The sequence below is a fragment of the Phaeobacter sp. JH20_26 genome (assembly GCF_048056275.1).
GTDB classification, from domain to species: Bacteria; Pseudomonadota; Alphaproteobacteria; order Rhodobacterales; family Rhodobacteraceae; genus Phaeobacter; species Phaeobacter bryozoorum.
The window spans coordinates 74,848-89,623 of record NZ_JAYMWL010000025.1; the positions used below are offsets into that span (position 1 = coordinate 74,848).

Genomic DNA, 14,776 nt, shown 5'->3' on the forward strand with positions numbered 1-14,776 from the left:
GAGGGCGCTTCGCGTCCTCGGCGGACCACAACAATGATGAGGCAGATTCGGGGTGCCTCAAGGACAGGCCGCGCCATGGCGCGGTGCCACAGGCATCCTTGACCCAACCCGGATCCGCAATGGAGAGACGCAATGAACGCGGATTATGTGATTGTCGGTGCCGGCTCTGCCGGCTGTGCCATGGCTTACCGCCTGTCCGAGGCAGGAAAATCGGTTCTGGTGATCGAACATGGCGGCAGTGATGCCGGACCGTTCATCCAGATGCCGGGGGCGCTGAGCTACCCGATGAATATGTCGATGTACGACTGGGGCTACAAATCGCAGCCGGAACCGCATCTGGGCGGTCGCGAACTGGTCTGCCCGCGCGGCAAGGTGATCGGCGGTTCCTCCTCGATCAACGGCATGGTCTATGTGCGCGGCCACGCAGGCGATTACAACCACTGGGCCGAGACCGGGGCGACAGGCTGGTCCTATGCCGACGTGCTGCCCTATTTCAAACGTATGGAAACCTGGGACGATCGCGGCCATGGCGGCGATGCGGACTGGCGCGGCACCGACGGCCCGCTGCATGTGACCCGCGGCCCCCGCGACAACCCGCTGCACGCGGCTTTTGTAAAGGCGGGCGAACAGGCCGGCTATCCGGTGACCGAGGATTACAACGGCGAGCAGCAGGAAGGCTTCGGCCCGATGGAAATGACCGTCTACAAGGGTCAGCGCTGGTCCGCCGCCAATGCCTATCTGAAGCCCGCGCTGAAGCGTGACAATTGCGATCTGATCCGCGCCTTTGCGCGCAAGGTGGTCATTGAAGAAGGGCGCGCCGTCGGCGTCGAGGTCGAGCGGGGCGGCAAGATCGAGGTGATCCGCGCCAACGCCGAGGTCATTCTTGCGGCTTCATCGCTGAACTCGCCCAAACTGCTGATGCTCTCGGGCATCGGTCCGGCCAAACATCTGGCCGAGCATGGCATCGACGTTGTCGTCGACCGTCCCGGCGTGGGCCAGAACCTGCAGGACCATCTGGAATTCTATTTCCAGTTCGCCTCCAAACAGCCGATTACCCTGTTCAAATACTGGAACCTGCTTGGCAAGGCGATGGTGGGGGCGCAGTGGCTGTTCACCAAAACCGGTCTGGGCGCTTCCAACCAGTTCGAAAGCGCCGCCTTCATCCGCTCCGACAAGGGCGTCGATTATCCGGATATCCAGTACCACTTCCTGCCCATCGCGGTGCGCTATGATGGTCAGGCCGCAGCCGAGGGCCACGGTTTTCAGGCCCATGTCGGCCCGATGCGCTCGGACTCGCGCGGTGAGGTCACGCTGGCTTCCAGCAATCCCAAGGATGCGCCAAAAATCCTGTTCAACTACATGTCGACCGAGAAGGACTGGGAGGATTTCCGCAAATGTATCCGCCTGACCCGCGAGGTATTTGCACAGGATGCGATGAAGCCGTTCGTGAAATATGAAATCCAGCCCGGCGATGGGCTGCAATCGGATGACGAGCTGAACGGCTTTATCCGCGAACATGTCGAAAGCGCCTATCACCCCTGCGGCACCTGCAAGATGGGCGCGGTGGAGGATCCGATGGCGGTGGTTGATCCCGAATGCCGCGTCATCGGCGTCGAGGGGCTGCGCGTCGCCGACAGTTCGATTTTCCCGCGCATCACCAATGGCAATCTCAACGGCCCCTCGATCATGACCGGCGAGAAAGCCTCCGACCACATCCTCGGCCGCCGCCTGCCGTCGTCAAACGCGCAGGCCTGGTTCAACCCGAATTGGCAAACCTCCCAGCGCTGAACAGCCGGGGGATAGCCCTGAAACGCCCGCTGCACCCCGTTGCGCGGGCGTTTTTTGGTCGGACGAAGCTGCCGGTTTGATCCGCGTCAAAGTGGGCAGGGGCAGGGCTGGCTAAGGTCCGTCTGACGCTGAAAAATCAAGGAGCGAGCAGATGTCCAATACCCCCCACGAACTGGCCGAAGAATTCCCCGACAAGCAGTCGCAGATCCATGCGCTGAAGCAATCGGACGCCCATTTTGCCAAGCTTGCGGACAGCTATCACGCGGTGAACCGCGCGGTGCATCGCGCCGAAACCAATGTCGAGCCGATGTCCGAAACTGCCGAAGCCGACCTGCGCAAACAGCGCGCCGCCCTTAAGGATGAGATCTGGGGCTTGTTGTCAAAGGCGTAAGAAACCCAGCCAACAACAGCAAAGAGGGGCGCCGCCGGTGCCCCTCTTTTCCTGTCACCCGCGCGATTATTCCTGCGATATCATGCCGAAGACCGGGGCCGAGATATCGCTCAGCCCATTTCTTCCTGACATTCGATTGCCGCTTCAAGCGCCTTGTAACTCCCGGTGAGGTCAATCGACATGACTTCGCCCTCGGTCGTGTAGAGCGTCATCGTCTGTTTGATCGCGAGGTCGAACAGGAAATCGGGGTTGTCAAAGGCGATATCCGCCCCGGGCACATCCTCAAGATAGATGCCCGTGGCATCGGCATCATAATCCTGACCGTCAAGCGAGAAGAGAACCGGATAGGAGGCCCCTTCCTCGATGTCCCCCCAGCCCATGTTGAAGGCAGTGACATAGCCCGTGCCTTCGGTGCGGTCAAAACCGATGCGGACAACGGATCCATCGGTGAATTCCGACTGGATCAGGCAGCCGTCGCCCAGTGAGGGATCAATCAGAACATCCCAGTAATCAGAGGCCCCCCATTGCTCCAGTGTCTGGGCACCGACGGCGTTGGTATGGACCGCACCGATCAACAAGAAACTGGCGGCAATAGCTGGGATTTTCATGTGGTTACTCTCTTTTCCGGGGGACACTCGTATCTGGCTGCCGAGCTTGGAGGCTTGCCCCTGTTTCTGCAAGAAACTTTTCTGCCGGGGCGCTCAGGTCCTGCTGGGCACCGCGGCTGGGTGTTCCGCATCCTTTCAGCTCACCTCATAAGGCAGCACGCCGCGCTGGTCGGTGTTGATGCTCAGCCGCCGTTCCAGCGGTGGCACCGATCGCTGATGGCAATCGCGTCGTTCGCAGATCCGGCAGGAGATGCCAATCGGCTCATAGGCGCTGTCCTGACTCACATCCAGCGTATCGGCATAGACCAGAGCGTCGGCATGGCGCACCTCGCAGCCCAGGGCAATCGCGTAGCGCCGGACAGGAGAGCCAAAGGAACCGCCCGGTTTCGACACATCCCGCGCCAATGAGATATAGCGCACCCCGTCCGGCGTCTCCGCCAGCTGCCGCAGGAACCGGCCCGGCGTCTCAAAGGCGCGGTGCACATTCCACAGAGGGCAGGCGCCGCCAAATCGCGCAAATTGCAGCCGCGTGGCCGAGTGCCGCTTGGTGATGGTGCCCGCCTGATCAACCCGGACAAAGAAGAACGGCACCCCCTTGGCGCCGGGGCGCTGCAATGTGGACAGGCGATGCGCCACCTGCTCGATCGATGCGCCAAAGCGGGTGGCGAGCAGCTCCAGATCGTGGCGGCAGTCCACGGCGGCATCCAGAAACTGCCGGTAGGGCATCATCGCGGCCCCGGCGAAATAGTTGGCGAGGCCGATCTTGGCGATCGAGCGGGCCGCCTCGCTGTGAAACTTGGCAAAGTCCAGCGTGGCCTCCAGCAGGTCGTTCTGATGCAGCAGCGCCACCTGCAACAGCAACTGGAACAGCTGCGTCTGCGGTGAGGCACGGTTGGACAACCGCAGCACCTTGCCTGCCGGATCAAACTTTCGCAGCCCGTCGATATCGCCGAAAACCACGCTGATCCCGGCCTGATCCAATGCGGCGATGGCGGCGCTGCGGGCATCTAGCCTGCCGCTGAAATTCTCTGCCGCGCGATCCACCGCATCAATGTAGTTGTCACAATAATGGAAGAAATCGCGCACCTCTTCCCAGGGCGAAGCCTGAATGCGCGCATCCTCGCGCCCCAGCGCCTCATCCAGCGAGGCCAGCCGCTCATGGGTCTGACGGTAGGCGCGATGCAGCGTCAGCAGCGCGCGCGCCAGCGCCGGCGCGTTGGAAGCCGTCAGCCGCAGATCCGCCATTGGTACTGCCGCATCGGCAAAAACCGGGTCGGCCATCACCTCTCGCATGTCGCTGACCAGTCGTTCGCTGTCACCGGTGGACAGCTCGGTGACATCCAGCCCGAATTCCTGCGCCAGCGCCAGAACCACGGTCGTGGAAACCGGGCGGTTGTTGTTTTCCATCTGGTTGAGATAGGGCAGGGAGACCCCCAGCTTGGCGGCGAACTCCTTTTGCGTCAGCGACAGGCGCAGCCGCATTTCCCGCAGCTTGGCTCCGGCATAGAGTTTCTGTTGCGCCATGGGTATCCCCTTTGCAAATCTTGGATATTGCAACTGTAGAATTGCAAATCATGCGGTGCAAGAGCGGCACGCCCATCGGACGCGCTGGCGGGGAAAGTGCAAGGTGATGATGGGAGGGCGTTATGCGAACACCCGAACCGGGCAGGGCGGCGCAAATGCCGCTCAGATCCCGAGGTTTTTCTCGCGGCGGATAACCACCTGGATCGACACAAAGCCCAGAACGGCGGTGGCCAGCATGATGGTCAGCAGCGGCACCGGCGTCGATCCCGGCACCAACAGGTAGCCCGCATAGGCGCTAAGCCCGGCGCCAACGCCAATCATGATCGCACCGGCAAGCCCTGAGGCAGTGCCCGCGAGATGGGGCCGCACCGAAATCGCACCGGCGGTGGCATTGGGGATCGCCATGCCGTTGCCCAGCCCGACAAAGGTCATGAAGCCAAAGAAGGAATAGACGCTGTCGGCACCCGCCAGCGCCAGTGTGAGCGACAGCGCCACGCCGATGCCGTTGATCAGACAGCCCCAGAGCACCATCCGATTGAGCCCGATCCGGGTCGAATAGCGCCCGGACAGGAAATTGCCGATGAAATACCCCACGGCCGGCGAGGCAAAATAGACCCCAAGCTCGGCAGCAGACAGACCATAGACCTGTGTGCCGACAAAAGGCGCGCCGCCCAGATAGGCAAAAAACGCGCCCGACGACAGGCCCGAGGCCAGCGAATAGCCCCAGAACCGCGGCGACCGCAGCAGCTCGGGATATTCGCGGAACTGCGCCATCAGGGTCTTGCCGCTCTTGCGGGCGGTTTCGCCAAGGTCGAGATAGGCAATCACGAATGTTGCCGCCCCCAGCACCATCAGCAGCCAGAAATTGGCTTTCCAGCCGAGGGTCTCTTCCAGCGCGCCACCGATCACCGGGCCGATCATCGGCACCACCGCCATGCCCATGGTGACATAGCCGATCATGCTGGCGGCGGCATCATTGTCGTAGATGTCGCGCACGGCGGCACGGCTCAGCACCATCGCAGAGGCGACAATCGCCTGACACATCCGAAACAGCAGAAAGATCTCCGCCGTCGGCGCATAAAGACAGCCCAGCGTCGCCAGCAAGAACAGCGCCACGCCCCACAGGATGACCGGGCGGCGCCCCAGCTTGTCGGAAATCGGCCCGACAAAAATCTGCACCGCCGCGCTGACGGCAAGGTACAGCGCGACCGACAGCTGCATCAGGCTGTAATCGGCATCAAAATATCGGGCCATCCCGGGCAGGGAGGGCAGAAAGATATTCATCGCCAGCGCCGACAGCCCAGAGAGCAGGATCAGCGTGCCGATATTGGGGTTGGACCGACGGTCCAGAAATCGCCGCGGAATGGTTCGCATGTGAACGAATTAGGTCACACCGCGGCGATTGTCCATAATGCGCAGCCTCAGACCAGCAGATCGTCGCTGATCTGATCCAGGGTCATATTGCGCAGCGTGATGCTGTTGTTGCCATCAAGGTCGAAGTATAGATCGTCGCCCACCTCGCTGGCGCGGGCGAGCACCTCGGCTCTGCTGCCGTGGCCGACGATGCGCAGCGTGTCGATGTCGTCCTGAAAGTCGCGGATGGTGTCATTGCCGCCATTGCGGGCAAAGATGAAGATATCGGCGCCGCTGTTGCCCACCAGACGATCATTGCCGCCGGCGCCGTTCAGGCGGTCATTGCCGCCGCCACCGATGAGCAGGTCAATCCCGCTGTTGCCGTTCAAGGCATCATTGCCGCCATCGCCGCGCAGGGTGTCCCGTCCGCCGCCGCCGACCAGCCGGTTGTTGGCGTCATTACCGATGATCAAATCCCGGCCTCGCCCGCCGATGGCGTTCTCGATGGTGACGCCATGTGCAATTGTCACATCGCTTTCGGTGTCAAAGCTCGAGAAATGCATCTCGCGCAGATCCAGTGTCACCGCCGTGCTGCGGTCGCTGGCGTTGAAGGTGTCGCGGCCACTGGTGTCCCAGATCACATCCACGGTGTCGGTGCGCGATCCGCGATAGGTAGAGTTGCCGGTGTTGTAATCGACGGCACCCCAGATGTCCTGCAGCGCCAGCACGTCAAACAGCATCATCGCATCGCTGTCCTGACCGTTCAGCGGGTTCTCGCGGTAGGACATCACCGAATAGAGGTTGCTGTCATAGCCTTCGGGCAGGCTTGAATCATGGGTGTGCTGAAGACCAAGAGCATGTCCCAGTTCATGTAGGATGAGGCTTTCACGGCTGTCCTGTGACATATCCAGGGTGTTGTCAAAAACCGCATAGCCGTCCCAGCTGCTGATATCACTGCCGCGAAAGCTCATGCTGTAGCCGCCGATCCCGACCGTGCTGCCGGGGATGGTGACGGAGCCGAGGTTCAGGTCGGGATCAGCCGCGCCCCGCACCTCGACAAAATCGACGTTCAGGAAGGTTTCGATATGGTCGAACGCCTCGGCAAAGGCAGCCCGTTCCGCGGCGCTGAAACTCTGCCAGCCGGAATATGTGCTGCCGGTCGGCAGATCGCCGGGCGCGGAGCTGCCCGCGAATTGATAGGTGATGGTCAGCCGGGGGGCGTTATCCGTGTTGATCGGATTGCGGGTGTAGAACCCGTCGAACTGCATGGCCTGTATGATCTGGGAAGGGTGTAACATGGGGGGTGTTCCGTCTCCGTTGCTCGGCCCCGGTGATACGAGCACATCGGTCAGCACATCAAGAACACCCGCCGCTTCGGCGGTTTCTGCGCGGTTCCGTGCCTGTTTGCAAATTAGCGCATCTGTTACGCAAATGCTTTGCAAATTTGCCATTATTGACTTTGGCTTCTCCTGTGCAGCGTCTATGGTCGCCTGAAATTCAACAGGGGGCATGGCCATGAAAGATATCCTTTCCGAGCTGGAAGACCGTCGCAACGCAGCGCGACTGGGGGGCGGACAAAAGCGGATCGACGCTCAGCATGGGCGCGGTAAACTGACCGCGCGCGAGCGGATCGAGCTGCTGTTGGACGAGGGCAGTTTCGAAGAATTCGACATGTTCGTGGCGCATCGCTGCACCGATTTCGGCATGGAAAAACAGCGCCCGGCGGGCGATGGCGTGGTTACCGGCTGGGGCACCATCAATGGCCGGATGGTCTATGTCTTCAGCCAGGATTTCACGGTGTTTGGCGGCTCTCTGTCGGAAACCCACGCGCAAAAGATCTGCAAGATCATGGATATGGCGGTGCAGAATGGCGCGCCGGTCATTGGCATCAACGATTCCGGTGGCGCCCGTATTCAGGAAGGTGTCGCCTCGCTTGCGGGCTACGCCGAGGTGTTCCAGCGCAACATTATGGCTTCGGGCGTGGTGCCGCAGATTTCCGTCATCATGGGCCCCTGTGCCGGCGGCGCGGTCTACTCGCCCGCGATGACCGATTTCATCTTCATGGTGAAGGACACATCCTACATGTTCGTGACCGGCCCCGATGTGGTGAAGACCGTCACCAACGAGGTCGTCACCGCCGAGGAGCTGGGCGGCGCCTCGACCCACACAAAGAAGTCCTCGGTGGCTGATGGCGCCTTTGAAAACGACGTCGAAGCCTTGGCGGAGGTCCGCCGGCTGGTCGACTTCCTGCCACTGAACAATCGCGAAAAACCGCCGGTTCGCCCCTTCTTTGATGAGCCGGGCCGCGTCGAAGCCTCGCTCGATACGCTGATTCCAGAGAATCCCAACACGCCCTACGACATGAAGGAGCTGATTCACAAAGTCGCGGACGAGGGGGATTTCTACGAAATTCAGGAAGATTTCGCCAAGAACATCATCACCGGCTTTATCCGCCTTGAAGGGCAGACCGTGGGTGTTGTTGCCAACCAGCCGATGGTTCTGGCGGGCTGTCTCGATATCGATTCCAGCCGCAAGGCGGCGCGGTTCGTGCGCTTCTGCGACTGTTTCGAGATCCCGATCCTGACGCTGGTTGATGTGCCGGGCTTCCTGCCGGGGACCAGCCAGGAATATGGCGGCGTCATCAAACATGGGGCAAAGCTGCTGTTTGCCTATGGCGAGGCGACGGTGCCGAAGGTTACCGTGATCACCCGCAAGGCCTATGGCGGCGCCTATGACGTGATGGCCTCCAAACATCTGCGTGGCGATTTCAACTACGCCTGGCCGACGGCGGAGATCGCCGTGATGGGGGCCAAGGGCGCGACCGAAATCATCCACCGCGCTGATCTGGCGGATGCCGACAAGATTGCCGAGCACACGAAGGATTACGAAGAACGCTTTGCCAATCCCTTTGTGGCGGCGGAACGCGGCTTCATCGACGAGGTGATCATGCCGCAATCCACCCGCAAACGCGTCAGCCGTGCCTTTGCGTCGCTGCGGGGCAAGCAGCTCAAAAACCCGTGGAAGAAACACGACAATATCCCGCTGTAACACCCGGACCCGTTCCGGATTTCCTGACCCAGACCCTTGCGGCCAAAGGTAAATATCGCCTTGGTTGCGAGGGGTGATGAGGATACAACTCAGATGTCAGCGCCTGCCTATGCCGCGATCTGCCGCCACCCCGATGGCAAAAGCCTGTTGGAAATCAGCGGGCTGGAACCAATCGCCGGCATATCGGGTGGATTGTTCGCAAAATGCGATCAATTTGAACAATCTCAGATGTTTGCGCCCACATTTGTATCTTTGTTTGACACCGGAACCGAATCTGACACATGATCCGCGCCAGCTCATATCGGACAGCGCGCACCGCGTGTGCAGCGCCTGCAGCCCCGACAGGAGGAGCCCATCGTTTTTGGGGTCGGGGCTGCGGTATTGGGCCTGCCATCAAATCTGCCGTGACGGCCTCCGGGGTCTCGGTTCTGCTTGCCCTTGGCGCGGCTGCGCAGGCCGGATCGCTGCCGATTGATCTGCCATCGGGGCAGGAAGTCGATCTGCATGAGGTTCTTCTGGACGACAGCACCGGCGAGCTTTGGGTGCGCTTTCGCTTTCTTGCGCCGCAGATTGCCCGCGACGCGGCGCTGATCAGCTATGAGCAGGCCGCCCCGGATATGGATCACCTGTGCCAGACCCTGGTTCTGGCCTATCTGCACCAGCATGGGCTGGAGCCGGTCCGGGTGGTGATCTCGCTGTCGGACCGCGAAGTGCCCTTTGGGGCGGCGGATGCGGCGGCGACACAGTTCTTTGAAAGCTACCGCCCCGAGGGTGACAGCTGCATCTGGGAGGCATTCTGATGATCTGTTGTCTGCCCCGCGGGCTGCGGGCCACTACAGCCCGGCAGCTGCCGCCGGTTCTGGTGCCCCCCGGTGTCACAAAGACGCCGATGCAGGCTGAAAACTGGCGCTTTTTTGCAGCTTTGCCCGCCGAAGTGTCGTCGGATCCGGCTTTGGGATGTGAAACCCCGCGCATCTCCGCTACTCTCTCGTCAGATCACATGAGCGTGATCTGTTATTTGAGGATGAGGCAGGCGCCGGCCGTGGCCCGCGCAGGTTTCAAAGACACAATTGGGAGACAGAAATGTCCAAGAGCATCAAACTCGTTGCCCTGGCGGGCCTGCTTGCAGCCGCCGCAGCCTGCGCACAGCAGGAAGAAGAATACGTCGTTGTCGAGCCCGAGCCGATTTCGGCTGAGCCCGTTTACACCGGCAAATACAAGTAATCACGACAGGGGTCCGGCCCTGCGGCCGGACTCTACCGTCCCGCGGGGTGCCGGATCGGAGGCACCATCATGCTAAAACACCGCGGTTTCCCCGGCCGTCTGCCGGGCACCGATTTTCAATTCGTCATCCGCCGTCCCAATCCCAAGGGGGTTACGCCGATCACCCGTCGCGAACGGTTCCGCGACCGTCGCCCGGCAGACCGGCGCGCCGATGCGGGCTTCATGCAGGCGCTGTGGGACTGCTTTGGCGATCAGCCCTTTGAACGTGGTAATCTGGATGCAGGTCGTCTGAGCTGGCTGTTCGGCCGCGAAGTGATCCCGGCCGAGGACCCGTTTGATCCCGAAAGCTATGAGGCGCTGCTGGTCATCAATGTCGATGTTGCCCAGCTGTCCTTTCCCGAAGTCTTCGACGGGAGCGCGCGCTGAGATGTTTGCCGGGCCTGACCATATCCCTGTGCAGAGCTGTCGTCGCCTCGCGCGACCGCCGCGCGGTGGCTGTGATCGGGCCCCGGCGAATCTCTTGACCCTGCGCGATGTGACGAGCCCCGCGGCAAACCCGGCCGCAGGGAGGGTCAGATCGCGGGGCGGTGACACTATATGCGGCGCGAGCCGGGCATTCCGGGCCGATTTCGGCGTAATCCTGCAGGGCAGATCCCGGTTTGCGCAACTTCTCGCCAAATTGGCGTGTTTTGCAACTCAGGGGATGTTTCTGTGGCGCGGGCTGTGCACTCTGGTCGTGACAGGTCAGCCTGTCGTGCATCTGATCCAGCCCCTTCGCCTGGAAGGGCAGGTTTGCCCCCCCAATCGCGGCCTGCCCATTTTTTCCTTGGATGCAAAGGCGGAAGCTTGCCAATTGCCCCCCAGTGTTTGGCAGGCTTCTGCGCATTCCCCTGATCCGCAACAGAAATCCTTGTTTGCTCTGGACCGTGCTGCGAACAGTTGCGCAGAGCTTGGATCACAAAACGAAGGATCATTCCAATGCAGGCAAAACTCATTCTTGCGGCTTTTGGCCTCTGCACCGCGCTTGCGGCCTGTGGCGACACCACCGGCGAACAGGTTGTTTACGGGGCCGGTGCCGGTGCCGTCGGCTCGGCGCTGCTCAACGGCAACCTGGTCACAGGCGCCGCTGTTGGTGCTGCGGCCAACGTCATCTACTGCAAGGAAAATCCGCGCAAGTGCTAGGCCTGCCGGTGGCGCCGCAGGCACGCGCCTGTATCGCCGCAGCCATGCCCTGACAGCAACGCCGTCTGACCGCCTCGCCGCAGGGGCGGTGGCCGCGCGCCACATATATATCACCGCACAAAGGCCGCACCCGGAGACCCCTCCGGCGCGGCCTTTTTTGTGTTCTGACGAAGCCAAGACCGTGACGGGGCAGGGCTCCGTCACCCACCGAAGACAAGGGACAGCCAATGTTTGAAAAGATCCTGATTGCCAACCGGGGCGAAATCGCCTGCCGGGTCATCAAGACCGCCCGCAAGATGGGCATCAAGACCGTTGCCATCTACTCGGACGCCGACAAGCAAGCCCTGCATGTCGAAATGGCTGATGAAGCTGTCCACATCGGCCCGCCGCCCGCCAACCAGTCCTATATCGTCATCGACAAGGTGATGGAGGCGATCCGCAAAACCGGTGCGCAGGCGGTGCATCCGGGCTATGGCTTCCTGTCGGAAAACGCCAAATTCGCCGAGGCGCTGGCCGCCGAAGGCGTCGCCTTTGTCGGCCCGCCGGTGGGCGCCATCGAAAGCATGGGTGACAAGATCACCTCGAAGAAGATCGCGCAGGAGGCTGGCGTCTCCACTGTGCCCGGCTACATGGGCCTGATTGCCGACGCTGACGAGGCGGTGAAAATCTCCAACGAGATCGGCTATCCGGTGATGATCAAGGCCTCTGCCGGTGGTGGTGGCAAAGGGATGCGGATCGCCTGGTCCGATGAGGAGGCCCGCGAAGGGTTCCAATCCTCCAAGAACGAGGCGGCGAACTCCTTTGGCGACGACCGGATCTTCATCGAGAAATTCGTCACCCAGCCGCGCCATATCGAAATTCAGGTGCTCTGCGACGGCCATGGCAATGGTATTTATCTGGGCGAGCGCGAATGCTCGATCCAGCGCCGCAACCAGAAAGTCGTCGAAGAGGCGCCGTCGCCCTTCCTCGATGAGGACACCCGCCGCGCCATGGGCGAACAGGCCGTCGCCCTGGCCAAGGCGGTGGGCTACGCCTCTGCTGGCACGGTGGAATTCATCGTCGATGGCGACAAGAACTTCTACTTCCTGGAAATGAACACCCGCCTTCAGGTCGAACACCCGGTCACCGAGCTGATCACCGGTGTCGATCTGGTCGAACAGATGATCCGCATTGCCGGCGGTGAGCCGCTGTCGATCACCCAGAACGACGTCAAACTGAATGGCTGGGCCATCGAAAACCGCCTCTATGCCGAAGATCCCTATCGGGGTTTCCTGCCCTCCATCGGCCGCCTGACCCGCTATCGTCCGCCCGCCGAAGTCGCCGCAGGCCCGCTGCATGACAGCGGCAAATGGCAGGGCGACGCCCCTGCGGGCGAACTCGCCGTGCGCAATGACACCGGCGTCTTTGAGGGGGGCGAGATCTCGATGTATTATGACCCGATGATTGCCAAGCTCTGCACCTGGGGGCCGACACGCGAGGCGGCGATTGCCGCCATGCGCGATGCGCTTGACGGCTTCGAGGTTGAAGGCATCGGTCACAACCTGCCGTTCCTCAGCGCGGTGATGGATCACCCGATCTTTATCGCGGGCACCATGACCACCGCCTTTATCGAGGAGCAATATCCCGAAGGGTTCGTCGGGGTGGAGCTGCCGGAGCAGGATCTGCGCAAGATCGCCGCCGCTTCTGCCGCCATGCACCGGGTTGCCGAAATTCGCCGTACCCGCGTGTCGGGCCGGATGGACAACCACGAACGCAAGGTTGGCAGCGACTGGGTGGTCTCGCTTCAGGGCATGGATTTCAACGTCATCATCGACGCTGACCGCGACGGCTCCACCGTGCGGTTTGACGATGGCAGCACCCTGCGCGTCACCTCGGACTGGACCCCCGGCGATCAGCTCGCCCGGCTGACGGTTGGCGGTGATGCTCTGGTGGTGAAGGTCGGCAAGATCTCCGGCGGGTTCCGCATCCGCTCGCGGGGGGCCGATCTGAAGGTTCATGTGCGCACGCCACGACAGGCGGAACTGGCCAAGCTGATGCCCGAGAAAGTCGCCCCCGACACCTCCAAACTGCTGCTCTGCCCGATGCCGGGTCTGGTGGTGAAACTGGAGGTCGAAGTCGGCGACGAGGTTCAGGAAGGTCAGGCGCTCTGCACCATCGAGGCGATGAAGATGGAGAACATCCTGCGCGCCGAGCGGAAAGGCGTCGTCAGCATGATCAACGCCGCCGCCGGTGACAGCCTCGCCGTTGACGAAGTGATCATGGAATTCGAATAACACCAGATGATGTTGGTGCAGCCATATCGCAAACTGGCGCGTGTCGCCTGTCTGGCGCTGGTCCTTTCGGGGCTGGCGGGCTGTGCCATGCAAGATGAGGCGGCGGCCCGTGCCGCCGTCGGCGACTGGGTGCAGCTGGGGGAGACACAGTATTACTTCTCCCGCCGCAACTGCGCCGCAGGCGTGTTCGAAATCAAGGCCACCCGGATTTCATCGCTGCTGACCAAGGCACGGTCGGTCCGGGCGGGGCTGCGTCATCTCGATGACGACAAACCCGTCGCCTTTGAGGTGCCCGGACTGTCGCCCAATATGGTTTCGGTTCAGGTGATGACGATGGATCAGGGGCGCGGCAATGGCATCTTTGCCGCCGGGATCGTCGGCAAGGACTGCATGTTGGAGGAGGTGAGCCGCGCCTATCTGATCGCGCTGCTCGATCCGACATCGGTGTTGATCTATGAGCCACGCGCCCGGTTCATGGCGGTGGTGGACCGCACCAACAGGCGTCTGTTCTACGCGCAGGGCGGGGCAGTGTGATGGGCCTGCGATCTGCCATCCAGCCGCTGCGGGACGCGGCCCCGGATCACGGCGCGTTTCATCGCGCGGGTGCGGGGCACGGTGCATCGGCGGCGGCTCAGCTGCCGCGCCGTTCCTTCACCTCGCGCAGCCGGTCGGGGAATTTGTCGATCGTCCGGCTCAGCTCGCGCACGGTCCAGGGCTGCGGCTTGCGCAGTTTGACGCCGCCGTCCTTGCCGATCAGAACCAGCATGAACCCGCGCGGCCGCAGTGTTTTGCGCAGCGCAGACGTCACGCTTGGATTGGTATCGGTCAGCACGATGACATCGCGATCCAGCAGCGCCTCGGCGCCGTCGGTCAGCCGCTCCATCTGCTCGTGGAATCGCGGATCGGCAGGGCTGTCGGCAAAGACCACGATGGGGCGGTATACCCACAGGAGACTGTCCAGATCGACGCTGTCACCGGCGCGGATCAGCTGGGTGATGGGATCCTGCGCCAGGTTTTCTGCGGTCTGCGGCAGCTCCTGCGCGGCGCTGGCGGGATCGGTGCCTTCGACCATCATCGTTGCGGTCTCACCGCGCGCGCCATCTGCGGCCTCGGTTGTTGCAGGTTCCTGCGCCATGGCCGGGCCGGGCAGCGCCAGCAGCAGCGCCAACGCGGCGCCCGCAGCTGGGACTGCGGGCCAAAATCGGGTTTTTCCAAAGACAAACAACTGTTTCATCGGCTCTCCTGTAGCGATGAATATATGCTCCGCCCCGCCAATTGCGATGGGCAATCCGGCTTGCCGGGCAAAAAAATCCACCCCGCACTTCGGGGCCAAAGCCGCCGTTAACCCTATTGTCAGCCTGCCCATGTCATCCTCCCGGCCTCTG

The 14,776-nt window shown here is 62.0% G+C and carries 14 protein-coding genes; 9 read left to right on the forward strand and 5 right to left on the reverse strand.

What is annotated here, in order from left to right:
* The first annotated feature begins 132 nt into the window (after positions 1 to 132).
* Complete coding sequence (gene betA / locus VWY60_RS18370) at positions 133 to 1,788, forward strand: choline dehydrogenase (protein ID WP_416541380.1); 1,656 nt, start codon at positions 133 to 135, stop codon at positions 1,786 to 1,788.
* 151 nt (positions 1,789 to 1,939) lie between these two features.
* A complete protein-coding gene (locus VWY60_RS18375; protein WP_416541381.1) occupies positions 1,940 to 2,179 on the forward strand; it encodes a YdcH family protein in 240 nt (79 codons plus the stop codon).
* Positions 2,180 to 2,289: 110 nt separating this feature from the next.
* Here the strand turns inward: VWY60_RS18375 and VWY60_RS18380 are convergent, their stop codons facing one another.
* The 4 genes from VWY60_RS18380 to VWY60_RS18395 all read right to left on the reverse strand — a co-directional run bounded on the left by VWY60_RS18380 (position 2,290) and on the right by VWY60_RS18395 (position 6,962).
* The gene (locus tag VWY60_RS18380) at positions 2,290 to 2,787 is read right to left on the reverse strand and encodes a hypothetical protein (RefSeq protein WP_340546040.1); all 498 of its coding nucleotides are present in this window, start codon (positions 2,785 to 2,787) and stop codon (positions 2,290 to 2,292) included.
* A 135-nt stretch (positions 2,788 to 2,922) separates the two neighbouring features.
* Complete coding sequence (locus VWY60_RS18385) at positions 2,923 to 4,311, reverse strand: helix-turn-helix domain-containing protein (RefSeq protein WP_340546039.1); 1,389 nt, start codon at positions 4,309 to 4,311, stop codon at positions 2,923 to 2,925.
* 162 nt (positions 4,312 to 4,473) lie between these two features.
* Positions 4,474 to 5,685, reverse strand: a complete 1,212-nt coding sequence (locus tag VWY60_RS18390) for a multidrug effflux MFS transporter (RefSeq protein ID WP_416541382.1) — start codon at positions 5,683 to 5,685, stop codon at positions 4,474 to 4,476.
* 47 nt (positions 5,686 to 5,732) lie between these two features.
* Positions 5,733 to 6,962 carry a M10 family metallopeptidase gene (locus VWY60_RS18395; RefSeq protein WP_416541383.1) on the reverse strand — a complete coding sequence of 410 codons (1,230 nt, stop codon included), beginning with the start codon at positions 6,960 to 6,962 and terminating at the stop codon, positions 5,733 to 5,735.
* A 217-nt stretch (positions 6,963 to 7,179) separates the two neighbouring features.
* On the opposite strand from VWY60_RS18395, the gene VWY60_RS18400 reads away from it, so the two are divergent.
* The 7 genes from VWY60_RS18400 (at position 7,180) to VWY60_RS18430 (ending at position 13,925) form a co-directional block, all read left to right on the forward strand.
* On the forward strand, positions 7,180 to 8,712 hold the full coding sequence (locus VWY60_RS18400; RefSeq protein ID WP_416535113.1) for an acyl-CoA carboxylase subunit beta: 1,533 nt from the start codon (positions 7,180 to 7,182) through the stop codon (positions 8,710 to 8,712).
* 404 nt (positions 8,713 to 9,116) lie between these two features.
* Positions 9,117 to 9,512, forward strand: a complete 396-nt coding sequence (locus VWY60_RS18405; protein ID WP_260104883.1) for a DUF6497 family protein — start codon at positions 9,117 to 9,119, stop codon at positions 9,510 to 9,512.
* A 283-nt stretch (positions 9,513 to 9,795) separates the two neighbouring features.
* Positions 9,796 to 9,936 (forward strand): hypothetical protein, encoded by a 141-nt coding sequence (locus VWY60_RS18410; RefSeq protein WP_014880466.1) that lies wholly within the window; start codon positions 9,796 to 9,798, stop codon positions 9,934 to 9,936.
* 69 nt (positions 9,937 to 10,005) lie between these two features.
* Positions 10,006 to 10,362: a hypothetical protein gene (locus VWY60_RS18415; protein ID WP_416535115.1), complete on the forward strand. Its 357-nt coding sequence runs from the start codon at positions 10,006 to 10,008 to the stop codon at positions 10,360 to 10,362.
* Positions 10,363 to 10,914: 552 nt separating this feature from the next.
* Positions 10,915 to 11,118: a hypothetical protein gene (locus tag VWY60_RS18420; protein WP_340546034.1), complete on the forward strand. Its 204-nt coding sequence runs from the start codon at positions 10,915 to 10,917 to the stop codon at positions 11,116 to 11,118.
* Positions 11,119 to 11,345: 227 nt separating this feature from the next.
* Entirely contained in the window at positions 11,346 to 13,391 is a 2,046-nt protein-coding gene (locus VWY60_RS18425; RefSeq protein ID WP_416541384.1) for an acetyl-CoA carboxylase biotin carboxylase subunit, read from the forward strand.
* A 9-nt stretch (positions 13,392 to 13,400) separates the two neighbouring features.
* On the forward strand, positions 13,401 to 13,925 hold the full coding sequence (locus tag VWY60_RS18430) for a hypothetical protein (RefSeq protein ID WP_340546335.1): 525 nt from the start codon (positions 13,401 to 13,403) through the stop codon (positions 13,923 to 13,925).
* 97 nt (positions 13,926 to 14,022) lie between these two features.
* Here VWY60_RS18430 and VWY60_RS18435 read toward each other — a convergent pair whose 3' ends face one another.
* Positions 14,023 to 14,625 (reverse strand): DUF4174 domain-containing protein, encoded by a 603-nt coding sequence (locus tag VWY60_RS18435; RefSeq protein WP_416541385.1) that lies wholly within the window; start codon positions 14,623 to 14,625, stop codon positions 14,023 to 14,025.
* Positions 14,626 to 14,776: the final 151 nt, after the last annotated feature.

Excerpts from the sequence above, each read along its gene's own strand:
- betA (WP_416541380.1), top strand. The coding sequence starts at position 133 with ATGAACGCGGATTATGTGATTGTCGGTGCCGGCTCTGCCGGCTGTGCC.
- VWY60_RS18375 (WP_416541381.1), top strand. The coding sequence starts at position 1,940 with ATGTCCAATACCCCCCACGAACTGGCCGAAGAATTCCCCGACAAGCAG.
- VWY60_RS18380 (WP_340546040.1), bottom strand. The coding sequence starts at position 2,787 with ATGAAAATCCCAGCTATTGCCGCCAGTTTCTTGTTGATCGGTGCGGTC.
- VWY60_RS18385 (WP_340546039.1), bottom strand. The coding sequence starts at position 4,311 with ATGGCGCAACAGAAACTCTATGCCGGAGCCAAGCTGCGGGAAATGCGG.
- VWY60_RS18390 (WP_416541382.1), bottom strand. The coding sequence starts at position 5,685 with ATGCGAACCATTCCGCGGCGATTTCTGGACCGTCGGTCCAACCCCAAT.
- VWY60_RS18395 (WP_416541383.1), bottom strand. The coding sequence starts at position 6,962 with ATGTTACACCCTTCCCAGATCATACAGGCCATGCAGTTCGACGGGTTC.
- VWY60_RS18400 (WP_416535113.1), top strand. The coding sequence starts at position 7,180 with ATGAAAGATATCCTTTCCGAGCTGGAAGACCGTCGCAACGCAGCGCGA.
- VWY60_RS18410 (WP_014880466.1), top strand. The coding sequence starts at position 9,796 with ATGTCCAAGAGCATCAAACTCGTTGCCCTGGCGGGCCTGCTTGCAGCC.
- VWY60_RS18415 (WP_416535115.1), top strand. The coding sequence starts at position 10,006 with ATGCTAAAACACCGCGGTTTCCCCGGCCGTCTGCCGGGCACCGATTTT.
- VWY60_RS18420 (WP_340546034.1), top strand. The coding sequence starts at position 10,915 with ATGCAGGCAAAACTCATTCTTGCGGCTTTTGGCCTCTGCACCGCGCTT.
- VWY60_RS18425 (WP_416541384.1), top strand. The coding sequence starts at position 11,346 with ATGTTTGAAAAGATCCTGATTGCCAACCGGGGCGAAATCGCCTGCCGG.
- VWY60_RS18430 (WP_340546335.1), top strand. The coding sequence starts at position 13,401 with ATGTTGGTGCAGCCATATCGCAAACTGGCGCGTGTCGCCTGTCTGGCG.
- VWY60_RS18435 (WP_416541385.1), bottom strand. The coding sequence starts at position 14,625 with ATGAAACAGTTGTTTGTCTTTGGAAAAACCCGATTTTGGCCCGCAGTC.